Here is a 24,280-nt window from a genome sequence, read left to right on the forward strand (position 1 = left end):
ATGGCGCCCGTTTTTATTGTGCGCGCCGCGTGTCTTTTCAGGCGTGCAAAGGACGCTGTGACAGTTTGAATCGACGCATCCGCCCTCAGGATCGATTCCGATTTCCGGGCGGATTCGTTCGCACTGCCGGAAACCCTTCACAAACATCATTTATCCTGACGCCTCGGCCGCGAATTGCCGACGGCAATCATTGGGTAACAAAACTGTGCATGGCCGCATTCATTTGATTCGCGATGATTTTTTTCACGTCTGGGGTATTCTAAGGTCGTGGTGATTCGGATGAACGCTCCACACCATCCGGTCGTTGTTTTGGGATAACGGGGATAGATATGGCTCAGCCAAGTGTAGCGCGTGAACCGTCCATGGAAGAAATTCTGGCGTCCATCCGCCAGATCATCGAAAGCAATGAACCCGGTGCCGGCAAGGCGATTTCCGCATCCCTGCCGCCGGTTTACGGCGCCGATGAGGACGTAAACGGCTCCGAGATCCATCTGACGGTCGATGACACCTATGCCGGCGTGGAGTTTCCCGAACCGGCCATGCGCTCTTCCGATCCGCGTTTTGTCGCCGCCAATTCGGCCGGCACTGCCCCCGAGACCGAAGCGCCGGCCCGCGCGCTGTCGCTTGCCGATGTCGCCGCCCGTGTGCGTGCCGCTTCCGAGCGCAGCGCCGTGCAGGCCGGCCAGGCCCTGCGCGAAATTCCGAGCGGCTTCCGCCAGCCCGAACCGCAGCCCACCGTAATGCCGGAACCGCCGCGCGCCGCAGCCCCGCAGCCGCAGCCGGCACAGTCTGTTTTCCCGGCCGCCGCCGCACCCGTTCCCCCTGTTGCGCCCCCGCAGCCAACCGAGCCGGCATTTGTCGAAACGCCGCGGGTCGCCGTCGCCGCGCCGGCCGCCGCCGTCGAACCGCCGCCGCCGGCTTTGGAACCCGCTGGTTCGTCGACCGAGCGTTTTCTGCCGAGCGTCGTCGAGGAGGTCCAGCCGACGCTGCTTTCGGAAGATGCCGGCCTGCAGATCAGCCGCTCCTTCGAGGAGCTTGCCGCGGCGATCGACGGTGCGGAACGCCGCTCGCTGGACGAAATCGCCGAGGATATGTTGCGCCCGATGCTGCGCGAATGGCTTGACGATAATCTGCCGACGCTGGTCGAGCGCTTGGTGCGCGAGGAAATCGAACGCGTGGCGCGCGGCCCGCGCCGCTGATCGGATTGCTTTTTCCTGGAAAAGCCGCTCCGGTCTCCGGGGCGGCTTTTTTATTGACTTGGCTGTGGCCATCCTATTTACAAACGCCCATCCTCGAACCTCGAAATTGGTCAGAAAATGCTCGACAAGACCTATGATTCCGCTGCCGTCGAACCGAAAATCGCCGCCAAATGGGATGAAGCGGATGCCTTCCGCGCCGGCACGAACGCCAAGCCCGGGGCCGAGACCTTCAGTATCGTGATCCCGCCGCCGAACGTCACCGGTTCGCTGCACATGGGGCACGCACTGAACAACACGCTGCAGGACATCCTGGTGCGCTTCGAGCGCATGCGCGGCAAGGACGTGCTCTGGCAGCCGGGCATGGATCACGCCGGCATCGCCACCCAGATGGTCGTCGAGCGCAAGCTGATGGAACAGCAGTTGCCGGGCCGCCGTGAAATGGGCCGCGAAGCCTTTATCGACAAGATCTGGGAGTGGAAGGCCGAATCGGGCGGCCTGATCTTCAACCAGCTGAAGCGCCTGGGCGCGTCCTGCGACTGGTCCCGCGAACGCTTCACCATGGATGAAGGACTGTCACAGGCGGTTCTCGAGGTTTTCGTCACGCTCTATAAGGAGGGCCTGATCTACAAGGACAAGCGCCTCGTCAATTGGGACCCCAAGCTGCTGACGGCGATCTCCGACATGGAGGTCGAGCAGCACGAGGTGAAAGGCCATCTCTGGCATCTGCGTTATCCCCTTGAGCCGGGTGTCACTTATCAATACCCGGTTGCTTTCGACGAGGAAGGCAAGCCGACCGAATTCGAGACGCGTGACTATATCGTCGTCGCGACGACGCGGCCGGAAACGATGCTCGGCGATACCGGCGTTGCCGTGAACCCCGAAGACGAGCGTTACAAACCGATCGTCGGCAAACATGTCATCCTGCCGATCGTCGGCCGCAAGATTCCGATCGTCACCGATTCCTATGCGGATCCGACGGCCGGCACGGGCGCGGTGAAGGTCACACCGGCCCATGATTTCAATGACTTCGACGTCGGCAAGCGCGCCAAGCTGCGCGCCATCAACGTCATGAACGTCGACGGCACCATTGCAATCAAGGACAATGAGGATTTCCTCGAGGGCCTCGACAATCCGGCCGCACTCCACGGCGCCTGGGACCGCCTGGAAGGGCAGGACCGTTTCTATGCGCGCAAGGTCATCGTCGAGATCTTCGAAGAGGCCGGCCTCCTCGACAAGATCGAACCGCATAAGCATATGGTCCCGCATGGTGACCGAGGCGGCGTGCCGATCGAGCCGCGGCTGACGGAACAATGGTTTGTCGACAACAAGACATTGGGGCAGCCCGCCCTGGATTCCGTTCGCGAGGGAAGAACGCGGTTTATTCCCAGGAACTGGGAAAACACCTATTTCAACTGGCTGGAGAACATCGAGCCGTGGTGCATTTCGCGTCAGCTCTGGTGGGGGCATCAGATTCCCGCATGGTATGGTCCCGACGGTCAGGTCTTTGTCGAAAAGACCGAGGAAGAGGCGCTGCAGGCGGCGATTCAGCATTACCTCTCGCACGAAGGGCCGATGAAGGCCTATGTCGAGGACCTGCTCGAAAACTTCAAGCCCGGCGAAATCCTGACGCGTGACGAGGACGTGCTCGACACCTGGTTCTCTTCTGCGCTCTGGCCTTTCTCGACGCTCGGCTGGCCCGAGCAGACGCCGGAACTTGCACGCTATTATCCGACGAATGTTCTGGTCACCGGATTCGATATTATCCCGTTCTGGGTGGTTCGCATGATGCAGATGGGTCTGCATTTCATGAAGGACGACAATGGCGATCCCGTCGAACCCTTCCATACCGTCTACATTCACGCGCTGGTGCGCGACAAGAACGGGCAGAAGATGTCGAAGTCGAAAGGCAACGTCATCGACCCCCTGGAACTGATCGACGAATACGGCGCCGACGCGCTGCGCTTCACCCTGGCGATCATGGCCGCACAGGGCCGCGACGTGAAGCTCGATCCGGCCCGCATCGCCGGCTACCGCAATTTCGGCACCAAGCTCTGGAACGCCACGCGCTTTGCCGAGATGAACGGCGCCAAGAGCGACCCGCATTTCGTGCCGGAGGCGGCCGAACTCACCATCAACCGCTGGATCCTGACGGAGCTTGCCCGTACGGAACGTGACGTAACGGAAGCGCTTGAAGCCTTCCGCTTCAACGATGCCGCCGGCGCGCTCTACCGTTTCGTCTGGAACGAGGTCTGCGACTGGTATCTCGAGCTGCTGAAGCCGGTCTTCAACGGCGAGGATGCGGGCGCCAAGGCCGAAGCCCAGGCCTGCAGCGCCTATATCCTCGAAGAGATCTACAAGCTGCTGCATCCCTTCATGCCTTTCATGACGGAAGAGCTCTGGGCGCATACGGCAGGCGAGGGCAAAGAGCGCGACACGCTGGTCTGCCATGCCGAATGGCCGGCGCCCTCCTATGCCGATGACGCCGCGGCCGACGAGATCAACTGGCTGATCGACCTCGTCTCCGGCATCCGCTCGGTGCGCGCCGAAATGAACGTGCCGCCATCGGCGACAGCGCCGCTCGTCGTCGTCAAGGCCAACAACCTGACGCGCGAAAGGCTGTTCCGCCACGACGCCGCCATCAAGCGGCTCGCGCGTGTCGAGGCGATATCGCTGGCCGACGATGCGCCGAAGGGAGCAGCTCAGATCGTCGTCGCCGAGGCCACCATCTGCCTGCCGCTCGGCAATCTGATTGACCTCTCCGCCGAAAAGGCGCGTCTCGAAAAGGCGATTGCCAAGATGGAAGGCGAAATGTCGCGCATCGACGGCAAGCTCTCCAACGAGAAGTTCGTCGCCAATGCCAATCCCGAAGTGGTCGAGGCTGAGCGCGAGCGTTTAGAGGAACTGAAGGGTCAGATGGCGAGCCTGAAGATCGCCCTTTCCAGGGTGAGCGAAGCCGGATAAGTTTCGTCGCCCATTTTGGTAAGTTATTTCAAAGACGCGCCCGGTCTCGGGCGCGTCTTTTGTCGTTCGGGGCGCCCACGTGATTCGGTCCTGAAAGCGGCTGATTTCAGGCGCTCAGCCTGTGGATTGGGGCTCTACCGGCATCCGGCGGGCGAAAACTGCCACTGTTGTCGGATTGATACAGCTTCCGCAATGTTTGGAATGAAAACCCAAAAGCTCCACGAAAAAGCAATAACTCTGGAATAAAATTTTATTAACCAGATTTTTTGACGTGTCCGTCAATTTCTTTACGTAAGTTGGCCACTGCAATGCCCGGGAGCGCTGCCGTGGGGCGCGTTGCCATGTCAGGCGAACACTTACTAGAGTGGCGTCACATCAATTGCTGGAGTGGGGGAGACACAATGGCATCGCGTAGGTTTTCCAAGGGCGTAACGTCGCTCGTTCTTCTTTCGTCGCTTGCATCGCCGGCCTTCGCCGGCGGTCTGGAGCGCGGCGGCTACAATATCGATCAGCTGTTCGATACGTCGCCTTTCTCGTTTCAGTCGGGTGTGATCTACGTCACCCCGCAGCGCAGGCTGAAGGACGTCCGTGACACGAATACCTCCGTCTTAACTGGGGGTGGCAATCTCAACACCCGTTCGGACACCGCCGACGAGACGGCGAATTACACCATTCCTTATATCGGCTTCAAAGCCGGCTTCGCCGATACGATCGACTGCCTTGTCGACTATTCCGAGCCCTTCGGCGGGCATTCCGATCCCGGTTTGAACTGGGCTGGCGCCAACGACAACATCGAAACGGAAATCAAGACCCGCAACTATGGCGGCACTTGCTCCTATCGTTTTGACGTCGGTCCCGGGCAGCTTCGCTTCATTGGCGGCGCCTTCTATCAGGAAGTCGAGGGCTTCAAGGAACGTCTGGTTTCAACACTTCCGCTTCTGCTCGGCACCGGCACCGGCGTCGGTCGCCTTGACCTCGAAGACAGCGGCTGGGGCTGGCGCGCTGGTCTTGCTTACGAGATCCCGGAATATGCTATGCGTGCGAGCCTGGTTTATAACAGCCGCGTCAAGTACGACGACTTGACCGGAACTGTTGATCTGCGTCAGGTTCCGGTTGTGCCGATATATGGAGGCCTAATCACGCCCGTGTCCGGTTCCGCAGAAGCTCCGGACTCTCTGGAGTTGAAGGTTCAGACTGGTATAGCTCCGGATTGGCTTGCATTCGGATCGGTTAAATGGACGAATTGGAGCGTCCTGCAGTCGGTAGCATTCTGCCCGACCAACGGCCTGTCGTGCCCCGCGGGTGGTCTGACCTCGCTCGACCTTCTCTATCGTGACGGCTGGACGATCTCCGGCGGTGTCGGCCACAAGTTCACGGATCAGTGGGCCGGTGCGGTCAGCCTGACCTGGGACCGCGGCACCAGCCATGGCTACGGTGCGCAGACAGACAGCTGGACGTTGGGTGTCGGCGCAGCCTATACGCCGACCGAACATATCGAATGGCGCATCGCCGGCGCCGTGGGTCTGTTGACGAGCGGTTCGTCCGGCGTTGTGACCCAGGACGGCGTCACCTATGGAGATAAGGTCTCCTATTCCTTTGGCAACGATCTGGTCACTGCACTGTCGACGAGCCTAAAGATTAAGTTCTAATACTCCGGTTTGAAGAATTGAGAGCCCGGCCCTGCCGGGCTCTTCTATTTTGGCGCCCGTTAATCATACTTATTCATACTATTCCCGCGCCGAATTTGTGACGATTCAGCAACACTTTTTTACGACGGTTGGCATATGGTGGCGGCGGGGCGATTTTGTCTATTTCCCGCCACAAAGAGGGCGCAGCGCTATTGGCAGGCGACGAGACGGCAGACTGAAGGTGCGTGTAAAGAGTAGCATGGGTCGATTTTTTTCCGGCAACAACAGATCATGCGACGCGATTGGCGACAGTCGTTCGATTGCGGCCGTTTCGCTTTTTGAACGAGGCTGTTCCGGCCGCAGATCCGACCTTGCAATGAAGTTGTCGATTCATCCAATGCCGGTTTTTTCGACCCGCGCGCCTGAGCGGCGCTGCTTTGGCGGAGAAGCCGATACTGGTTTCGTCACATTTGCTGTTTACGAAAGCAATAAGGGCAGGAAGGCGGATGCCGCGCCTGCCAAAGGAATGCCAGGCAGATTGCAGTCGGGCCATGCCGGGAGCCGGGTGGTTCTAGATGACATGCTGAAAATTCGGCCTTTCGGAAAAGGCCAATGGGCTGGATGCGACGCGGGCAAAGGAGCCATGGAGCTCGCCGCGGGATCGCTCGCCTCGAATGAATACATCCACGGTCTGCCCGGCGCCGGCGCCGGCTGCCTGCGATGAACGAAAGAAATCGGTTGAAATGGTAACGTCCGAGTTCAAATTGTTCAAATTCATGCTGATGGGTTTAGGGATCGCGCTGGCAATGTCCGGCCCGGTTCGCGCGTTCGACATCAAAAGCGACGTCAGCAAGGAGTCCGGTCCTTTCGACCTCTTCAAGTTCGGCTTCAAGGCCTATAAAAACGGACAGAAGGAGGAGGCGGTCGAAGCTTACAAATACGCCGCCGAAAAAGGTCATACCGGTTCGCGCTGGGCGCTCGCCAATATGTATGCCGACGGCGACGGCGTGACCCAGGATGATTTCGAAGCCTTCAAGATCTACAGTGAGATTGCCCAGCAGGGTGTCGAACCCGGCTCGGAAGACACCGGCTTCTTCGTCAACGCGCTTCTCTCGCTCGCCAATTACTACAAGCACGGCATATCGGGCAGCCCGGTCAAGATCGATCTCACCCAGGCCCGCCAGCTTTATTTCCAGGTGGCCTCCACCTTTGGCGTTCCCGAGGCGCAGTTCCAGCTGGCGCAGATGATGCTGGCCGGCGAGGGCGGCAATGCCAGCCCGCAGCAGGCGAAGAAGTGGTTGAACCAGGCGCGCAAGAGCGGCCATCCCGGCGCCATGGCGGTTTTCGGAAATATTCTTTTCGACGAAGGCCAGACGGCCCGCGGTCTCGCGCTGATGACCGCCGCTCTCGATCGCTGCAAGCCGAAAGACTGCGGCTGGATGGAAGCGCTGCAGGAGCAGGCTTTCTCGGTTTCGAACGAGGCCGACCGGCGCACAGCGGTATCGCTGTCGCACGCCATCGCGAGCGGCTCCGACGACTGAAGCCTGCCATGCAGCGCCTTGTCGCGCGTTCGCAATGACGCGGTGCTATGGGCTGCGGATGTCAGGCCGCAAAATCGAAATAGGCGACGACAGGCACGTGGTCGGACGGCTTTTCCCAGGCCCGCACATGTTTTTCGATTGCCGCCGATGTCATTCGGTCGGCAGCCTCCGGCGATAGCAGCAGGTGGTCGATGCGGATGCCGTTATTCTTTGGCCACGCACCCGCCTGATAGTCCCAGAATGAATAGAGCCGCGTCGCATCGGTCGTCGCGCGCACCGCATCGGTCAGCCCGAGATTTTCGAGCCTGCGGAATGCCTCCCGCGTCTGCGGCAGAAACAGCGCATCGCTTTCCCAGACCTTGGGGTCGAAGCAGTCGTGCGGCTCGGGGATGACGTTGTAATCGCCGGCAAGTACCAGAATCTCCTCATAGGCGAGGCGCTCGGCCGCAAACATCCGCAGCCGCTCCATCCAGGCGAGCTTGTAGGGATATTTCTCCGTGTCGACCGGATTGCCGTTCGGCAGATAGATGCAGCAGACGCGCAGAATGCGCGTGTCCGGCAGTGTGAACACCGCCTCGAGGAAACGGGATTGTTCGTCCAGCGCATCACCGGGCAGGCCGCGGTTGACTTCGGAAGGCGAAGTCTTGGAGAGGATCGCCACGCCGTTGAAGCCCTTCTGGCCGTGCGTCTCGACGTGATAGCCGAGCGCCTCGATCTCCAGCCTGGGAAAGCCTTCGTCGATCGTCTTGATCTCCTGCAGGCAGACGATATCGGGATCGGAATCCTTGAGCCATTGCGTCAGATTGTCGATGCGCGCCTTGACGCCGTTGATGTTCCAAGTCGCGATCTTCATCTCTTCGTCCTGTTTCGCTGCGTGCGCTTCTTTTATCGTGGTCTTTCACAACAGGACAAGACGATAAACCGGCCGGAAGCGCTTCTTCGGCCGGTTCGTTCGCACAGCGAAATGTTTCTGGATGGTCAGATCGAGAAGCTGGTGCCGCAGCCGCAGCTTGCCACCGCATTCGGGTTCTTGATCTGGAAGGATTGACCAAGCAGATTGTCGACGAAGTCGATCTCCGAGCCCGCCATATAGACGAGCGACAGGCTGTCGATCAGCACTTTCGCGTCGTTCTTTTCGACGATGATGTCATCGTCGCCCGCGCTGTCGGCAAGGTCGAACTTATAGGAAAAGCCCGAACAGCCGCCGCCTTCGACCGAAACGCGCAACGCGCTCTTGCCGGCCTCCGCGCCGATGATCGCAGCGATACGCTTTGCCGCGGCATCTGAAAGGGTTACACTCGTATCCGTCATGTTTCCTCCTGCCGGGGTCAAGATCCGGAGAGAATGGGTTTTGGCACTGAAATGTTCAAATGCCTGATATCAAAAGAACTTACCATGATCTTCGCAAAAAGGCCATGATGTGCGAAACGGTCGGCGGGCGCCTCTTTGTCGTTTCGTCGGGCTATAGGTATGAACAGGGCAAAGCGGCGTCAATGGGCAGATGCGGCAACAGGTAGAATGACGGTGAAGAATGACGGTTGACAGGCGGGCTTTGGGTTTCGGCAACAGCGAAAGGGCGGTCTATGCGGCGGACCCCTGGACGACGCGCGGGCGCCTCTACCAAGAGGATGAAAGTCCGACGCGATCCGATTTTCAGCGCGACCGCGACCGCATCGTCCATACGACGGCCTTCCGCCGGCTGAAGCACAAGACCCAGGTCTTCATCGCCCAGGATGGCGATCACTACCGCACCCGGCTGACGCATACGATCGAGGTGGCGCAGATCGCCCGCGCGCTCGCCCGCGCCCTGAAACTCGACGAGGATCTGGCCGAGGGCGTGGCGCTCGTGCACGACTTCGGCCACACGCCGTTCGGCCATACCGGCGAGGACGCATTGCACGAGGTGCTGCTGCCCTATGGCGGCTTCGACCACAATGCCCAATCGCTGCGCATCGTGACCAAGCTGGAGCGCCGTTATGCCGAATTCGACGGCATCAACCTGACGTGGGAAAGTCTTGAAGGCCTCGTCAAGCACAATGGTCCGCTGCTGACGCCGAATGGTGTCGGCACACGCGGCCCGGTTCCGCAGCCGATCCTCGATTATTGCGAACTGCACGATCTCGAGCTTGCAACCTACGCCAGCCTTGAGGCCCAGGTCGCGGCGATTGCCGACGATATCGCCTATAATACCCACGATATCGATGACGGCCTGCGCTCCGGCTACCTGACTTTCGACATGCTGGAGGAAATCCCGTTTCTGGCCGGGCTGATGGCCGAGGTGAGGGCGCGATACCCGCATCTGGAGCCGAGCCGCTTCACTCACGAGATCATGCGCCGGCAGATCACCCGTATGGTCGAAGACGTGATCGGCGTCGCGCAGCAGCGTCTTTCACTTCTTCGCCCTGAGAGCGCAGGTGACATTCGCGCTGCCGACCGGGTTATTGCCACCTTCTCCGACGCGATGGCCGAAACCGACAGGCAAATCAAGGCGATGCTCTTCAAACGCATCTACCGCAATCCCGATATCATGCGTATCCGCGCCGGCGCCGCCCAGATCGTTACCGATCTTTTCGGCGCCTACATGGCCAGCCCCAAGGAGATGCAAAGCCATTATTGGGTCGATCATATCGCCGGCCTCGCCGATGCGCCGAAGGCTCGTCATGTCGGCGACTATTTGGCCGGCATGACCGACACCTATGCAATCAGTGCCCACAGGCGATTGTTTGACCACACTCCGGATTTGCGATAGGCAGCGGTCGCCCGCCGAAGGCCGATTTGCGCCTTTGGCACAGCCTATGCATGGAAGAGTGCGATGAACCTTTTTACCGACTTCGAAGCCAGGATCAAAACCGCCCTTGAACAGATCGATCTGGTCAGGGAAAAGCGATCCGAGCTCGATTTCGGCCGCATCACCGTCGAGCCGCCGCGCGATGCGAGCCATGGCGATGTTGCGACCAACGCCGCGATGGTCCTGGCAAAGCCGCTCGGGTCCAATCCTCGCGCGCTTGCCGACGTCATCATCGCCAAGCTCAAAGAGGATGCCGACGTCGCCGATGTCTCGGTCGCAGGTCCCGGCTTCATCAACATCCGTCTCGCCGTCGGCTACTGGCAACGGCTGCTCGCCTCGATGATCGCCTCCGGCACCGACTACGGCCGCTCGACCCTCGGTGCAGGCCGCAAGGTCAATGTCGAATATGTCTCGGCCAATCCGACCGGCCCGATGCATGTCGGCCATTGCCGCGGCGCCGTTGTCGGCGACGCGCTCGCCAACCTGCTCGCTTTTGCCGGTTACGGCGTCGAGAAGGAATATTACATCAACGACGCCGGCTCGCAGATCGACGTGCTCGCCCGCTCGGTCTTCCTGCGTTATCGCGAAGCGCTCGGGGAACGGATCGGCGAAATCCCCTCGGGTCTCTATCCCGGCGATTATCTCGTCCCCGTCGGCCAGTCGCTTGCCGCCGATTACGGCGTGCGGCTGCACAATATGCCGGAAGAGCAATGGATGCCGATCGTCAAGGATCGCACCATCAGCGCGATGATGGTGATGATCCGGGAGGATCTGGCGGCGCTGAACGTCCATCACGATATCTTCTTCTCCGAACGCACCTTGCATGCCAATGGTGCGGCCGCGATCCGCACGGCGATCAACGACCTGACCTTCAAGGGTTACGTCTACAAGGGCACTCTGCCGCCGCCGAAGGGCCAGTTGCCCGAGGATTGGGAAGATCGCGAACAGACGCTGTTCCGCTCGACCGAGGTGGGCGACGACATGGATCGGCCGCTGATCAAGTCGGACGGCTCCTACACCTATTTCGCCGCCGACGTCGCCTACTTCAAGAACAAGTTCGATCGCGGTTTCGACGAGATGATCTATGTGCTCGGCGCCGACCATGGCGGCTATGTCAAGCGCCTGGAGGCGGTGGCGCGCGGCGTTTCGGATGGCAAGGCGAAGCTGACGGTGCTGCTCTGCCAGCTCGTCAAGCTCTATCGCAACGGCGAACCGGTGAAGATGTCGAAACGCTCCGGCGATTTTGTCACGCTTCGGGACGTCGTCGAGGAAGTCGGCCGTGATTCGGTCCGCTTCATGATGCTTTACCGCAAGAATTCCGAACCGCTGGACTTCGATTTCGCCAAAGTGACGGAGCAATCGAAGGACAATCCTGTTTTTTACGTGCAGTATGCGCACGCCCGCTGCATGTCGGTCTTCCGGCAGGCGAGGGAGGCTTTCCCCGGCCTCGATGTTTCGTCTGACGATCTTGCGAAAGCCGTTGCTGGCATTGGCGATCCGGCCGAATTGCAGCTCGTCGCCAAGCTTGCCGAATTCCCGCGTATCGTCGAAGCGGCGGCCCAGTCGCAGGAGCCGCATCGCATCGCTTTTTACCTCTACGACCTCGCCAGTTCCTTCCACGCGCACTGGAACAAAGGTAAAGATCAGACGGAATTACGATTTGTTAATGATAAAAACCGAGAATCAAGTATTGCCAGACTTGGGCTGGTGTACGCCGTCGCGTCGGTTTTGAAGTCGGGACTTGCCATTACAGGCACTGCCGCACCTGACGAAATGCGATAACGTCACCATTTCCCCACAATGCGCTGGCATTTGAGCGTTGGCGTTTGCGAGTGGGATAGGCATGGCTGAGAAACAACTTGCGTATGATACGCGCGGAAAAGACGATCTGTTTGCTGACGACGATCCGTTGGCCGAGCTTGCTCGTATCGTCGGCTTCGAACCGCGTGTTGCAGCGAATACGGTGAGCGAAGCCGCACGGCGCGAGCCCGCCTTCAATCTTGAGGATGAGCTCGGCCGCGAGTTCGACCGTTACGACTCTCCGCGTCCGCTCGCAGAGCTCGACCATCCGGCCGAGCCGATTTCCGATGGCATTGCGCCCGAAGATTATGTCGAGCCCGTTCTCGATGTCGCCCCTGCTGTCGAAAGCCCGCAGGCTCCGGAGCCTCTCTCCGTTGCTCCTGCCGCCGCTGAAGAAGCAGCGCAGCCTGCAGCAAGAAATTGGGACGTTGCCGCTGCGGACTGGCCGGCCGGCCCGCAGCAGCTTTCCGTCGATCCCGTTTCCGAGGCGCCCATCCAAGCCGCCTTCGGTGGCGCCCGCGATCTGATCGAAGAGCTCGAATTGTCGATCGGTGCGGCGCCCGTCTCTTCCGTGCCGCAGTCTGCCAAAGCCCCGCAATGGTCGGCCGCCAGCATCCGGCTGCCGCTTGCCAATTTCCACGCTCCGAAACGCGAGGAGCCGGTTGCTCCGCCGGCGGATATGGTCGAGCCGGCGGCCGAAACCGTCGCCGCGCCGGTGGCAGAGGTCGCCGACGAACCGGTGGCTGAATCATCGCTCGCCGATCCTGTGGCGGTAGAGCCGCAGCCTGCGGTCGAGCAGTCGGCGCCCGTCGCCGCTGTTGAGCCCGCCGAGGAATTCGTCTCCGCTTCGCCGTCATTTGGGTTTCCCGCCGAACTCGATCGTCATGATGAGGCAAGTGCGCCGCAAGAGACTGCCGAAGCCGAAGAGTTCTTTGACGTCGAGGAAGGCCCGGAGGAGTTCAGCTCCGACGTCGGTTTCGATCTCGCTGCCGCTGTGGAAGGCGAGATCCAGGCTGATGCCGCCCTGACCGAAGTCGTACCGGAAGTTCCGCACACCGCCGGCACTTTCGATCTCGACGATCTGCTGGCCGACGTCTCGCGCTATCCGGTGCCGCATCCGGTATTGCAGCGCGCCAATCTGGCGCCTGTCTCGCCGCAGTCCGCCGCCGAGGCCGCCCCGGTAGCCGCCGCACCGGTTCAGCCTGCGCCGGTCGTCGCTGCGCCGGTCCTGTCCGCTCCCGTCGAAATGGTTCCTGCCGATGTCGCCGAAGCGGTAAAGCCGGTCGCGCCCCAGCCTGCCGAGGTCACCGCGCCCCAGCCTGCCGCAACGGCATATGCCCGGGCGCCGGAGGCTGACGATCCTTTTGCCGGCCACGATTTCGAACTGGATCTTGCCGGCATCGAGCTGGAACTTGCCGATCTCGATTTTTCCGAGGCGTCCGAGCCTGCACCGCAGCCGAAGCCGCAGCCGGCACCCGCTGCGCTCCAGCAGGCGACCGCGCCCACGCGGTCCGCGCCGGTCTTTGCGGCCGAACCGTCGGCCGTAGCTCCTGCGCCTGTTTTCAACTGGACACCCGCCCCAGAAGCGCCCGCCCCAGAAGTGCCCGTCGCAGAATCGACCGAAGACCTGCCTTTCGATCCGGCGATGATCTCTGATCCGGAGGAACGTCCCGAGACCGTCGACGACATGCACGTGCCGGCGCTGCCGCCGGTCGAGCAGCCCGCGCCGGTGGCGAAAACGGCGGATTTCGATTTCGATCTCGACGCAGAGATCGCGAGCTTCTTCGAACCGGCCAAGCCGCGGGAAATGCCGGCGCCGCCCCGTGATACCGCTGCCGCGGCCAAGCCGGTCAAGCCGACCATTGCCGACGGCCTCGATGATTTCGAACGGGCGCTGGAGGAGGATTTCCGCCGCAGTGTGCGCGAGCCGGTCGAGCGCCGCCAGACGTCCGAGGTCCACATCGAATCGGCAAGCCAGGCCGCCGATTTCAGCCGCGCCCGCTCGATGCGCCGGCTGCTTGCCGGGGCTGTCGTGCTGGTGGTCTTCGCTGGCGTCGGTTATGGCGTCTATTCCTCCGTCTGGAACGGCGAGGGGCTTGGCATTGTCGCATCCGGCGAGCCGCGCGTGATCACCGCCGACAAGGAGCCGGTCAAGGTCGTTCCGGAAAATCCCGGCGGCAAGACCGTGCCCAACCAGGACAAGGCCGTCTATGACCGTGTCGCGGGTTCCGCCGAGGAACCGAAACAGAAGGCGCTCGTGTCGTCCGACGAGGCGCCCGTCGATGTCGTCCAGCGCACACTGACACCGGAAGCGCTGCCCGAGGACGACGAGAACGCCGCCGCCGCCGATCAGGTCACGCCGACCGCGGTCGGTGAGACGGAGGATCCGCGTCTGCTGCCGAACCAGGCAAACGCCGAGGACACGCCCGCAAGCGGCGCCGACAAGACGCCGTCCGTTTCGCCGCGCAAGGTCCGCACGATGATCGTCAAGCCTGACGGCACCCTGGTCGCCCGCGAGGAGGCTGCGCCCGTCGATCAGCCGGAGCCGTCGGCACAGTCTGCCCAGGCAACGCCGTCTGCCCAGCCGGTGCCGTCTGCCCAGCCGCCGGTCACGGCCCAGTCCGCGCCGTCGACCCCAACCGTGCCGCCGGTTAGCGGAACGGCTGCAAGTTTCCCGGCAAGCGCCGAGGTTGCTTCCGCCGATGCGCGTTCCGCAGCACCGGTCGAACCCGCACCGGCACCAGGATCACCTGCCGTAACTGCCGATGCGCAGACGGCAAATCCCGCCTCGGCCGATGCGCCGGTACGGCCGGTTAAGACGACGACGATCGCCGATACGGCCCCGGTTCCGATTGCCCGCCCGGCCGATCAGCCGGTCAATGTCGTCGGCACCGTCACCGAAAAGGGCAATGTCCGCACGCCGGCGCAGCAGCCGAAGCCGACGCAGGTTGCTTCTGCCGCCCCGGCCGCCGCCCAGCCGCAGCAGGCCGCATCCCCCGGCGGCTACGGCCTCCAAATCGCGTCACTGCCGTCGGAGGACGAGGCCAACAAGTCCTATGCCAACCTCTCGAAGAAATTCGCCGGGGTGCTGGGTGGCCGCGCTCATGAAATCCGCAGGGCCGATATCGCCGGCAAGGGCACTTTCTACCGTGTTCGCATCCCGGTCGGCTCCAAGGATGAGGCCGCAGCACTTTGCGAACAGTATCGCGCAGCCGGCGGAAGCTGCCTGATCTCCAAGTAAAATCAGGTCACGGAATTATGAGAGCGGCGGGCCGATCGGCCCGCCGCTCTTTTTTGTGCATCGCGCCCGCGCTTGCTCGCATTTGGCCCGGGGCGGTCTATGATTCCTATATGACCGAATCAAAAGCGATGATCCTTGGCTGCAGCGGCCTTGTCCTCACATCCGAAGAGAAGGCCTTCTTTCGGGGCGAACGGCCCTGGGGCTTCATTCTCTTCGGGCGCAACATTTCCGAAGCCTCGCAGATTGCCGAGCTCGTCGCCGAATTGCGCGACAGCGTCGGCTGGCATGCGCCGGTGCTGATCGACCAGGAGGGCGGCCGCGTCCAGCGCATCCGTCCCCCCATTCTCTCACGCTATCCCTCGGGCGAGGCGCTCGGTGATCTCTATCGCCGCGACCCAGCGCTCGGGCTGCGCGCCGCCTGGGCGATGTCGCGGCTGCACGCCTTCGACCTTTCGAGGCTTGGTATCGATGTCGATTGCCTGCCGGTCCTCGACGTGCCGGTCGAAGGCAGCAGCAATGTCATCGGCGACCGCGCCTATGGCGGCGATCCCGAGACCGTCATCGCCATGGGCCGGGCGGCTGCCGAAGGGCTGAAGGCCGGCGGCCTGCTGCCTGTGATGAAGCATATGCCCGGCCACGGCCGCGGTTTTGCCGATTCCCATCTGGAGCTGCCCGTCGTCACCGTCTCGCGCGATGAGCTCGAAACCCATGATTTCCCGCCCTTCGTCGCGATGAAGGACGAACTGATGGCGATGACCTGTCACGTCGTCTTCACCGCCATCGACCCGCACAATCCGGCGACGACCTCGCGCAAGGTGATCGACGGCGTTATCCGCGAGCATATCGGCTTTAGCGGTCTGCTGCTTTCCGACGATAGCTCGATGAACGCTCTTTCGGGCACGATCGGCGAACGTGCGGCGAATATCATTGCAGGCGGATGCGATATCGTGCTGCATTGCAATGGCAAGATGGACGAGATGGTGGATGTCGTGGCAAATGTTCCACCGCTCGCCGGCGTGTCGCTTGCCCGCGCCAAGGCGGTGGAAGCAGGCTTCGCCGCGCCGGATACGGTTGACGAAGCCGAACTGCGGGCGGAGTTCGAGGCAATGTTTGCGATCGTGTGATCGCAGAGGAGCAGGGTGGTGAACACGGTCAAGGGCACGGAACGTCCGCAGGCGGCAACGCCGATGGACAAGCTGTGGCAGGACAACGGCGCCGAGCGCGCCAGCCACGAGCCGGCGTTGGTGATCGACGTTGCCGGCTTCGAAGGTCCGCTCGACCTGTTGCTCTATCTCGCCCGCAACCAGAAGGTCGACCTGTCGCGCATTTCGGTGCTGGCGCTTGCCGAGCAATATCTGCAGTTCGTCGAAAGCGCCCGCCGGATCCGCATCGAGCTCGCCGCCGATTATCTCGTCATGGCGGCCTGGCTTGCCTATTTGAAGTCACGGCTGCTCATTCCCCAACAGGTCAAGGATGACGGGCCCTCGGGCGAGGAGATGGCGGCAACGCTTGCCTTCCGCCTGAAACGCCTCGAAGCCATGCGCCAGGCGGCCGAAGGCCTCGTTAACCGCAACCGCCTCGGCCGCGATATCTTCGCGCGCGGCGCGCCCGAGCATATTCCCGATCGGCAGCAGTCGGCTTACGCGGCGAGCCTCTACGATCTCCTGACCGCCTATGCGGCGCTGCGCCAGCGCCACGCCGTTACCCAGGTGACGATCGAGAGGCGCAATGTCTGGTCGCTGACCGACGCGCGCGAGCTGCTGACCCAGATGATCGGCGAGGTCGGGGACTGGACGGCGATGGAGCATTATCTGCTGCGTTATCTCGCAGCGCCCGAGGAGCGCGTCACGGCCATCGCCAGCGCCTTTGCCGCCTCGCTGGAGCTGGTTCGCGAGGGCAAGCTCGAAATCCGCCAGGACGGCGCCTTCCAGCCGATCTATATGCGCCGCGGCCCGAAACATGCGACGCTGCAAGTGGTGGAACAGGAGCGGCCGGCTTGATCGATCTGAAGAGCGAAGAGGATTACGAGGACCAAGGTCGCGACCTGCAGGCCGAGATCGAGGCCGAGCGCATTGCCGAGGCCCTGGTCTTTGCCTCCTCGCAGCCGGTGCCCGAAGGTTTCCTCGCCGAGCGCCTCCCCAGGGATGCCGACGTTCGCGCGATCATGCTGCGCCTGAAGGAACAATATGCGCCGCGGGGCGTCAACCTCGTGCAGGTGGAGGGCGCCTGGGCCTTCCGCACCGCCGCCGATCTCTCCTTCGTCATCCGCCGCGATGACAATGAGGTGAAGAAGCTGTCACGCGCCGCGCTGGAAGTGCTGTCGATCATCGCCTATCACCAGCCGGTAACGCGCGCCGAAATCGAGGATATCCGCGGCGTACAGACCTCGCGCGGCACGCTCGACGTGCTGATGGAAGCCGGCTGGGTGCGGTTTCGCGGCCGCCGGCGCACGCCGGGCCGGCCGGTGACATTGGGCACGACGCGGGATTTTCTCGACCATTTCGGCCTCGAGGAATTGCGCGATCTGCCCGGTCTCGAAGAATTGAAGGGAGCAGGCCTGCTGTCGGGCCGGATTCCGGCGAATTTCAATATTCCCTCGCCATTGATGAACGACGAGCTGAGCGAGGACGAAGACCCCATTACCCAGATGGATCTCGAAGAACTTGGGTTGCTCGCCCCGCGCTCTACCTCCGAAGATTGAAGGACTTCGTCTTGCTTTTGCCATGCATGACGAAAACAATGGTGCTCACCATTTTTCGGCGGGTCTGTGGCTTGTCACAAAGGGCGATACCGTGACATTAAGCTCAGTTCGAAGGGCTTGATGTTGGAAACGGTGTGGGAAATCCTTACATCGAGGGAACATCGCAACAGGGAGTTAAGGTAATGGGTTCTTTAAGCATGTGGCACTGGCTGATCGTTCTGGTCATCGTGCTGTTGTTGTTCGGTCGCGGCAAGATTCCGGAACTGATGGGCGATGTCGCCAAGGGCATCAAGAGCTTCAAGAAGGGCATGACCGACGAAGATGCGCCGGAATCGGCAAAGACCGTCGATCACAAGGCCGACGAAACGAAGTAACCAAGTCCGGGAAAAAGCGCAGCCCCCGCGCTTCCCGTCCAGGAGCCTTGCATGTTCGATATTGGCTGGACCGAGCTTTTGGTCATCGCGGTCGTGCTGATCGTCGTTGTCGGTCCCAAGGATTTGCCGCCGATGCTGCGCGCTTTCGGCAAGATGACGCAGCGCGCCCGCAAGGTAGCCGGTGAGTTCCGCGCGCAGTTCGACGAAGCGCTGCGTGAGGCCGAGCTCGACGATGTCCGCCAGACGATCACCGACGCCCAGAAGCTCAATCCGGTCAACAGTCTGCGCGAGGCCATGAACCCGCTTCGTCAGATGGGCAACGAGATCAAGGCCGACCTGCAGAAAGCAAGCACGCCCTCTGAGAATAAGACCGAAGTGCCGCCGGCAGCCGTATCCGCCCCGACGCCGTCGATGAGCCTGCCGGAAACGCCGCCGCTAATGCCGGCACCCGTACCGGCGCCGGAACCCGTCGCCGCCGCGGCCGTCCAGGCCGATACGATTGCCGCCAAGCCGAAGGCTCCGCGCAAGCCGCGCGTCAAGGCCGCTGACAAAGCTGATGCGGTCGCCGCCATTGCCGCGCCGGTCGAAAAGCCGAAGCGCGCGACGGCAGCCAGGAAGCCCGCAACGCCGAAAACGCCGGCGCAGACTGAGAAGAAGGACGAGGCATGAGCGGTGATATCGAAGACAAGCCGCAGCCGTTAATCGAGCACCTGATGGAACTGCGCACGCGGCTGATGTGGTCGATCGGCGCGTTCTTCATCGCCTTCGTCGTGTGCTTCTTTTTCGCCAAGCACATCTTCAACTACCTGGTCTATCCCTATAAGCTCGCCGTCAGCTGGGCCAACCTCGATGTCGAGAAGGCGCAGCTCATCTACACGGCGCCGCAGGAATTCTTCTTCACGCAGGTCAAGGTCGCCATGTTCGGTGGCCTTGTCATCGCTTTTCCGATCATCGCCGCCCAGATCTACAAGTTTGTAGCGCCAGGCCTCTATAAGAATGAACGGGCGGCCTTCCTGCCGTTCCTGATCGCTTCCCCACTTCTGTTCCTCTTGGGCGCCGCGCTGGTCTATTTTTTCTTCACGCCGATGGTCATGTGGTTCTTCCTGTCGATGCAGCAGGCGCCGGGCCACGACGAGGTCGCAATCTCGCTTCTGCCGAAGGTTTCGGAATATCTGAGTCTGATCATGACGCTGGTCTTCTCCTTCGGCCTCGTCTTCCAGCTGCCCGTTGTCACGACATTGCTTGCCCGTGTCGGCCTGCTGACGTCGGAATGGCTCGCCGAAAAGCGTAAATTCGCCATCGTGCTGGCCTTTGTCGTCGCTGCCGTGCTGACGCCGCCGGACCCCTTATCCCAGATCGGCCTTGCGATACCGGCGATCCTTCTCTACGAGATTGCCATCTATGCGGCGCGACTCGTGGAGCGCCAGCGTGCCCGGCAGGCGGTCGAGAAGGAAACCGGATCCGCAGACGTTGCCAAGACGGACAGCGTCTGAGCGGCAATCCGGCAATCCCTTCATGAGCGCCGTCCCATCCGGTCGAAGCCCGATCAGGCTTTGGCCGGGTCACTTCTGTTGCAACGACCTGGAACGACGATGCTCGATATCAAATGGATCCGTGAGAATGCCGAAGCGCTCGATGCCGCCCTTGCCAAGCGCGGTGCGGAGCCTCTTGCCCAAAGCCTCATTGCCCTCGATGAAAAGCGCCGCTCCGCCGTGCAGAAGGCGCAGGACCTGCTGTCCCGCCGCAATCTCGCCTCCAAGGAGATCGGTGCGGCGCTGTCCCAGAAGAACGGCGAACTCGCCGAGAAGCTGAAGGCCGAGGTCGCTGAGCTGAAGACCTTGCTGCCGATGGTCGAGGAAGAGGACCGGCAGCTTACGGCCGAGCTCAACGACGCGCTCTCGCGCATCCCCAACATACCCTTCGACGATGTCCCGGTCGGCAAGGACGAGCATGACAATGTCATCACCCGCACCGTCGGCGAAAAGCCGCGCTGGAACCACACGCCGAAGGAGCACTTCGAAATCGGCGAGGCGCTCGGCTATATGGATTTCGAGCGCGCCGCCAAACTCTCCGGCTCGCGCTTCACGGTGCTGACCGGGCCGCTCGCCAGGCTCGAGCGCGCGCTCGGCCAGTTCATGATCGATCTCCACACCCGCGAGCACGGTTATACCGAAGTCAGCTCGCCGCTGATGGTGCGGGCTGAAGCGTTGTACGGCACCGGCAATCTGCCGAAGTTCGAAGAGGATCTCTTCAAGACGACGGATGGCCGCTATCTCATTCCCACGGCCGAGGTGACGCTGACCAATCTGGTGCGCGAGGAAATCCTCGACCAGGAAAAGCTGCCGCTTCGCTTTACCGCGTTGACGCCGTCCTTCCGTTCGGAGGCGGGCTCGGCCGGCCGCGACACCCGCGGCATGCTGCGCCAGCACCAGTTCTGGAAATGCGAGCTCGTCTCGATCACCGATGCCGAGAGCGCCATTGCCGAGCATGAAAGGATGACCGCCTGCGCCGAAGAAGTGCTGAAGCGGCTCGGCCTGCATTTTCGCACCATGACGCTTTGCACCGGTGACATGGGCTTCGGCTCGCGCAAGACCTACGATCTCGAAGTCTGGCTGCCCGGGCAGAATGCCTTCCGGGAAATCTCCTCCTGCTCGGTCTGCGGCGATTTCCAGGCCCGCCGCATGAATGCGCGCTATCGCGGCAAGGACGACAAGAGCAACAGGTTCGTCCACACGCTGAACGGCTCCGGCACCGCCGTCGGACGCTGCCTGATCGCCGTGCTTGAAAATTATTTGAACGAGGATGGTTCGGTCACGATTCCGGACGTTTTGCTGCCTTATATGGGCGGATTGACCAAGATCGAACGGGCGGCCTGAGGCGATGCGCATCCTGCTTACGAATGACGACGGCATTCACGCGGAAGGCTTGGCCGCGCTGGAGCGGATCGCCCGCACGCTGTCGGACGATGTCTGGATCGTGGCGCCTGAGACGGACCAGAGCGGTCTTGCCCATTCGCTGAGCCTGTCGGAACCTCTGCGGCTGCGCAAAATCTCCGACAAGCATTTCGCCTTGCGCGGCACGCCGACCGATTGCGTCATCATGGGCATCCGGCAGGTGATGGACATCAAGCCAGACCTCGTTCTCTCCGGCGTCAATTCGGGCTCGAATGTCGCCGACGACGTGACCTATTCCGGCACGATCGCCGGCGCCATCGAGGGCACTATGCAAGGCGTGCGCTCCTTCGCGCTGAGCCAGGCCTATCTCTATGAGGATGGCGCGCGCATCGTGCCCTGGGAGGTCTGCGAGACGCATGCGCCGGCTCTTCTGGAAAAGCTGATGGTTCTGGACCTGCCGGAGGGCACGTTCCTCAATCTCAACTTCCCGAACTGCCGTCCCGACGAGGTCGATGGCGCGGAGGTGACCATGCAGGGCAAGCTCGCTTTCAATCTGCAGGTCGATGCCCGCTCCGATGGTCGGGGCTTTCCCTATTACTGGCTGAAGTTCGGCGAACGCGCCGGCGCCTTCATCGAAGGCACCGATATTCACGCCCTCAAGCATAACAAGATTTCGGTAACGCCTTTGAAACTGGATCTGACCGATTATTCCGTAACGGACCGCGTGGCGCGGGCCCTGGGATACGGAGCACAGGTTTGACGGCAAGACTGGCGGAGAAGGAGGGCTTTGCGGCGCTCGTCCTCAGACTGCGTGCCGAAGGCATCTCCGACCTCGATCTGCTGACGGCGGTCGAGCAGACGCAGCGCTCGCTGTTCGTGCCGGCGCAATTTGCCGACGACGCCTATTCGAGCCGGACGATTCCGATCGAATGCGGCTCCTTCCTCGAAGGCATCGATTTTGTCGTCCGCATCCTCCATCACCTCAGGCTCAAACCGGGACAGCGTGTTCTGGAAATCGGCACCGGCAGCGGCTTCACTGCTGCGGTCATGGGCCGCCTGGCCGAACGCGTTCTGTCGATCGATCGCTACAAGACGCTGACGACGGCTGCACAGCGGCGCATGGAATCGCTTGGCCTGCGCAACGTCGTCATCCGCCAGGCCGACGGCAGCGCCGGCATGCAGGGCGAGGGCACGTTCGATCGTATCCTGGTGACGGCGGCCTTCAATGCGATGCCGCGTTTTTATACAGACCAGCTCGTTTCCGGCGGCTCGATGATCGCGCCGCTGATGATTTCCGAGAACGAATGTCGCATGGTGCGGCTGACGAAAACCGGCAGTCGTTTCGAACGCGAGGAACTGTTCGAAGCCCCTTATCTGCCGATCGTTCCGCGTCTTGCCTCGCTGCTGTAGGCACTGCGATTTTTCACCCGTAAGCTATGGTTATCAACTTCTCAAAAATATCGCACTGATTCCAGCATCTTAACCGCGTGGTAATACTAACGCGTTTTAATAGACTCACAAATGGTTGCGTTCTCAGTGGGTCGAGTCAATGCGTTTCAGTCTTTCGCCGAAGTTCGGTAAGTCGGCCGGTAATCTTCTGGTTGTGGGCCTGCTGGCGAGTGCCGCAACGGGCTGCAGTTCCGATGTGACACGGTTTGGCGGTTTGTTTTCCTCCTCCGGGCAGGATCAGATCACCACAAGTTCCATTCCGCGCAGGGGCGGCGTCCAGGGCGATCCGGTGCCGCGCGCCGATCTTAGCGGTACGGCCGTTGCCAGCCAGTCCGGTTACGGCGGCAACAATGCGCTGAACCAGCCCTATCCGGCGAACCCGGGCTACGAGCCGGTCCGTCCATCGAGCGCACGCCTGGCTTCCTCGCCGGTCGCGATACAGCGTTCCGAGCTTGCGGCGCCGACGGCTGCCGCACCGTCCCGGCAGCGGGAAAAGCAAGTGGCGCTCGCCCAGCCGTTCCCGGCTTCGCCGCAGGCTGAAAAGCCGCGGCTCGTGGCACCGGCAGCACCCAAGGCGACGCCCGATTCGCTGACAACAGGCACGACGCCGAAGGTTTCCGGCTGGTCGGCGACCAATGCGCCTTCCGTGACGCTGCGTCCGGGCGAAAACATCGCCACGCTGTCCAGACGTTTCGGTGTTCCGGAAAAGGAAATCCTGCGCGTCAATAATCTGAAGACGGCCTCTGCCGCCCAACCCGGTCAGGCGATCCTGATCCCGACGTTCAATGGCGGCAATGCCGCCAAGGCAGCTTCGCAGGCAGCCGACCTTTCCAAACCCGGCAATATGCCGGGGCCGGCCAAGGCGCCTGAACAGAAGGTCGCGGTCGTCCCGGGCGCCAATTCCGCCCGCGACAAGACGATGGCGAGCGCCGATCCAACCGGCAAGCTTCCGGCCGGCGCCGGCAAGGACCCGAAGGCGCCTGCCGGCACCTATGTCGTCAAGCAGGGCGATTCGCTGGCAAAGATCGCCAAGGCGACCGGCGCCAATATCGACGATCTCAAGGCGGCCAACAATCTTTCGGCGAGCTCGCTGCGTGTCGGCCAGGCCCTGAAGGTCCCGAACGGCAGAGCCGACACGATCAAGACCGCCTCGATCCCGGCCGAAAAGGTCGAGTCGAAGCCGGCTGATCCGGCGCCTGCCCAGCAGACGGCTTCCGTCCAGCCCGCGCCCTATAAGGCGCCGGTCGCCACCCAGACCGTCGACGAGGTCGAGAAGAAGGCCGACGTCAGCTCCGACGCGCCGGAATCGACCGGCATCGGCAAATACCGCTGGCCGGTCCGCGGCCAGGTCATTGCCGCCTATGGCGCCAACGTCAACGGCAACCGCAACGACGGCATCGATATCTCGGTCCCGCAGGGCACGCCGATCAAGGCCGCCGAAAACGGCGTCGTCATCTATGCCGGCAACGGCCTGAAGGAACTCGGTAACACGGTTCTCGTCCGTCACGACGACGGCACCGTCACTGTCTATGGCAATGCCGACACGCTGAGCGTTGCCCGCGGCCAGAAGATCCAGCGTGGTCAGACCGTCGCCGTCTCCGGCATGAGCGGCGACGTCAAGCAGCCGCAGGTCCATTTCGAGGTGCGCAAGGACGCGTCCCCGGTCAACCCGATGACTTTCCTGGAATAGGTAGAGCGTACCAG

General features: G+C 62.0%; 20 protein-coding genes. 18 read left to right on the forward strand and 2 right to left on the reverse strand.

What is annotated here, in order from left to right; all coding sequences use genetic code 11:
• The first annotated feature begins 329 nt into the window (after window positions 1-329).
• The 5 genes from CO655_RS16070 to exoR all read left to right on the forward strand — a co-directional run bounded on the left by CO655_RS16070 (window position 330) and on the right by exoR (window position 7,329).
• Complete coding sequence (locus CO655_RS16070; protein ID WP_097665438.1) at window positions 330-1,199, forward strand: DUF2497 domain-containing protein; 870 nt, start codon at window positions 330-332, stop codon at window positions 1,197-1,199.
• Window positions 1,200-1,316: 117 nt separating this feature from the next.
• Entirely contained in the window at window positions 1,317-4,160 is a 2,844-nt protein-coding gene (locus CO655_RS16075) for a valine--tRNA ligase (protein WP_097665439.1), read from the forward strand.
• Between the two features lie 401 nt (window positions 4,161-4,561).
• Complete coding sequence (locus tag CO655_RS16080) at window positions 4,562-5,809, forward strand: OmpP1/FadL family transporter (RefSeq protein WP_097665440.1); 1,248 nt, start codon at window positions 4,562-4,564, stop codon at window positions 5,807-5,809.
• 238 nt (window positions 5,810-6,047) lie between these two features.
• Window positions 6,048-6,512 (forward strand): hypothetical protein, encoded by a 465-nt coding sequence (locus CO655_RS16085; protein ID WP_097607029.1) that lies wholly within the window; start codon window positions 6,048-6,050, stop codon window positions 6,510-6,512.
• A 19-nt stretch (window positions 6,513-6,531) separates the two neighbouring features.
• Window positions 6,532-7,329, forward strand: coding sequence for an exopolysaccharide production regulator ExoR (exoR, locus tag CO655_RS16090; RefSeq protein WP_097607030.1), 798 nt, complete (start codon window positions 6,532-6,534; stop codon window positions 7,327-7,329).
• A 61-nt stretch (window positions 7,330-7,390) separates the two neighbouring features.
• On the opposite strand, the gene xth is transcribed toward exoR, so the two are convergent.
• Both xth and erpA read right to left on the reverse strand, forming a co-directional pair.
• A complete protein-coding gene (gene xth / locus CO655_RS16095; protein WP_010031084.1) occupies window positions 7,391-8,182 on the reverse strand; it encodes an exodeoxyribonuclease III in 792 nt (263 codons plus the stop codon).
• A gap of 125 nt (window positions 8,183-8,307) precedes the next feature.
• Complete coding sequence (gene erpA, locus CO655_RS16100) at window positions 8,308-8,640, reverse strand: iron-sulfur cluster insertion protein ErpA (protein WP_009996185.1); 333 nt, start codon at window positions 8,638-8,640, stop codon at window positions 8,308-8,310.
• A gap of 220 nt (window positions 8,641-8,860) precedes the next feature.
• On the opposite strand from erpA, the gene CO655_RS16105 reads away from it, so the two are divergent.
• The 13 genes from CO655_RS16105 (at window position 8,861) to CO655_RS16165 (ending at window position 24,266) form a co-directional block, all read left to right on the forward strand.
• Window positions 8,861-10,078, forward strand: a complete 1,218-nt coding sequence (locus CO655_RS16105; RefSeq protein WP_097665441.1) for a deoxyguanosinetriphosphate triphosphohydrolase — start codon at window positions 8,861-8,863, stop codon at window positions 10,076-10,078.
• Window positions 10,079-10,141: 63 nt separating this feature from the next.
• Complete coding sequence (gene argS / locus CO655_RS16110; RefSeq protein WP_097579084.1) at window positions 10,142-11,899, forward strand: arginine--tRNA ligase; 1,758 nt, start codon at window positions 10,142-10,144, stop codon at window positions 11,897-11,899.
• A gap of 61 nt (window positions 11,900-11,960) precedes the next feature.
• A complete protein-coding gene (locus tag CO655_RS16115) occupies window positions 11,961-15,158 on the forward strand; it encodes an SPOR domain-containing protein (protein WP_097665443.1) in 3,198 nt (1,065 codons plus the stop codon).
• Between the two features lie 110 nt (window positions 15,159-15,268).
• Window positions 15,269-16,282 carry a beta-N-acetylhexosaminidase gene (gene nagZ, locus CO655_RS16120; RefSeq protein ID WP_097665507.1) on the forward strand — a complete coding sequence of 338 codons (1,014 nt, stop codon included), beginning with the start codon at window positions 15,269-15,271 and terminating at the stop codon, window positions 16,280-16,282.
• Window positions 16,283-16,300: 18 nt separating this feature from the next.
• A complete protein-coding gene (locus CO655_RS16125; RefSeq protein WP_097579086.1) occupies window positions 16,301-17,158 on the forward strand; it encodes a ScpA family protein in 858 nt (285 codons plus the stop codon).
• On the forward strand, window positions 17,155-17,859 hold the full coding sequence (scpB, locus tag CO655_RS16130; RefSeq protein WP_097607035.1) for an SMC-Scp complex subunit ScpB: 705 nt from the start codon (window positions 17,155-17,157) through the stop codon (window positions 17,857-17,859). Before CO655_RS16125 ends, scpB begins: the two co-directional genes overlap by 4 nt.
• Before the next feature lie 182 nt (window positions 17,860-18,041).
• The gene (locus tag CO655_RS16135) at window positions 18,042-18,233 is read left to right on the forward strand and encodes a twin-arginine translocase TatA/TatE family subunit (protein ID WP_097607036.1); all 192 of its coding nucleotides are present in this window, start codon (window positions 18,042-18,044) and stop codon (window positions 18,231-18,233) included.
• A 51-nt stretch (window positions 18,234-18,284) separates the two neighbouring features.
• Window positions 18,285-18,902 carry a Sec-independent protein translocase protein TatB gene (gene tatB / locus CO655_RS16140; RefSeq protein ID WP_097665444.1) on the forward strand — a complete coding sequence of 206 codons (618 nt, stop codon included), beginning with the start codon at window positions 18,285-18,287 and terminating at the stop codon, window positions 18,900-18,902.
• The gene (gene tatC / locus CO655_RS16145) at window positions 18,899-19,726 is read left to right on the forward strand and encodes a twin-arginine translocase subunit TatC (RefSeq protein WP_038688492.1); all 828 of its coding nucleotides are present in this window, start codon (window positions 18,899-18,901) and stop codon (window positions 19,724-19,726) included. Before tatB ends, tatC begins: the two co-directional genes overlap by 4 nt.
• 99 nt (window positions 19,727-19,825) lie before the next feature.
• On the forward strand, window positions 19,826-21,109 hold the full coding sequence (gene serS, locus CO655_RS16150; protein ID WP_097607038.1) for a serine--tRNA ligase: 1,284 nt from the start codon (window positions 19,826-19,828) through the stop codon (window positions 21,107-21,109).
• Between the two features lie 4 nt (window positions 21,110-21,113).
• A complete protein-coding gene (gene surE, locus CO655_RS16155) occupies window positions 21,114-21,887 on the forward strand; it encodes a 5'/3'-nucleotidase SurE (protein ID WP_017964058.1) in 774 nt (257 codons plus the stop codon).
• On the forward strand, window positions 21,884-22,537 hold the full coding sequence (locus tag CO655_RS16160) for a protein-L-isoaspartate(D-aspartate) O-methyltransferase (RefSeq protein WP_097665445.1): 654 nt from the start codon (window positions 21,884-21,886) through the stop codon (window positions 22,535-22,537). Before surE ends, CO655_RS16160 begins: the two co-directional genes overlap by 4 nt.
• 139 nt (window positions 22,538-22,676) lie before the next feature.
• On the forward strand, window positions 22,677-24,266 hold the full coding sequence (locus CO655_RS16165; RefSeq protein ID WP_097665446.1) for a peptidoglycan DD-metalloendopeptidase family protein: 1,590 nt from the start codon (window positions 22,677-22,679) through the stop codon (window positions 24,264-24,266).
• Window positions 24,267-24,280 lie beyond the last annotated feature (14 nt).

Origin of the sequence: Rhizobium sp. M1, assembly GCF_002531805.1 — a bacterium.
GTDB lineage: Bacteria > Pseudomonadota > Alphaproteobacteria > Rhizobiales > Rhizobiaceae > Rhizobium > Rhizobium etli_C.

Bases quoted from the DNA above. Each gene is read 5' to 3' on its own strand.
- CO655_RS16070 (WP_097665438.1), top strand. From the start codon at position 330: ATGGCTCAGCCAAGTGTAGCGCGTGAACCGTCCATGGAAGAAATTCTG.
- CO655_RS16075 (WP_097665439.1), top strand. From the start codon at position 1,317: ATGCTCGACAAGACCTATGATTCCGCTGCCGTCGAACCGAAAATCGCC.
- CO655_RS16080 (WP_097665440.1), top strand. From the start codon at position 4,562: ATGGCATCGCGTAGGTTTTCCAAGGGCGTAACGTCGCTCGTTCTTCTT.
- CO655_RS16085 (WP_097607029.1), top strand. From the start codon at position 6,048: ATGGGTCGATTTTTTTCCGGCAACAACAGATCATGCGACGCGATTGGC.
- exoR (WP_097607030.1), top strand. From the start codon at position 6,532: ATGGTAACGTCCGAGTTCAAATTGTTCAAATTCATGCTGATGGGTTTA.
- xth (WP_010031084.1), bottom strand. From the start codon at position 8,182: ATGAAGATCGCGACTTGGAACATCAACGGCGTCAAGGCGCGCATCGAC.
- erpA (WP_009996185.1), bottom strand. From the start codon at position 8,640: ATGACGGATACGAGTGTAACCCTTTCAGATGCCGCGGCAAAGCGTATC.
- CO655_RS16105 (WP_097665441.1), top strand. From the start codon at position 8,861: ATGACGGTTGACAGGCGGGCTTTGGGTTTCGGCAACAGCGAAAGGGCG.
- argS (WP_097579084.1), top strand. From the start codon at position 10,142: ATGAACCTTTTTACCGACTTCGAAGCCAGGATCAAAACCGCCCTTGAA.
- CO655_RS16115 (WP_097665443.1), top strand. From the start codon at position 11,961: ATGGCTGAGAAACAACTTGCGTATGATACGCGCGGAAAAGACGATCTG.
- nagZ (WP_097665507.1), top strand. From the start codon at position 15,269: ATGACCGAATCAAAAGCGATGATCCTTGGCTGCAGCGGCCTTGTCCTC.
- CO655_RS16135 (WP_097607036.1), top strand. From the start codon at position 18,042: ATGGGTTCTTTAAGCATGTGGCACTGGCTGATCGTTCTGGTCATCGTG.
- tatB (WP_097665444.1), top strand. From the start codon at position 18,285: ATGTTCGATATTGGCTGGACCGAGCTTTTGGTCATCGCGGTCGTGCTG.
- tatC (WP_038688492.1), top strand. From the start codon at position 18,899: ATGAGCGGTGATATCGAAGACAAGCCGCAGCCGTTAATCGAGCACCTG.
- serS (WP_097607038.1), top strand. From the start codon at position 19,826: ATGCTCGATATCAAATGGATCCGTGAGAATGCCGAAGCGCTCGATGCC.
- surE (WP_017964058.1), top strand. From the start codon at position 21,114: ATGCGCATCCTGCTTACGAATGACGACGGCATTCACGCGGAAGGCTTG.
- CO655_RS16165 (WP_097665446.1), top strand. From the start codon at position 22,677: ATGCGTTTCAGTCTTTCGCCGAAGTTCGGTAAGTCGGCCGGTAATCTT.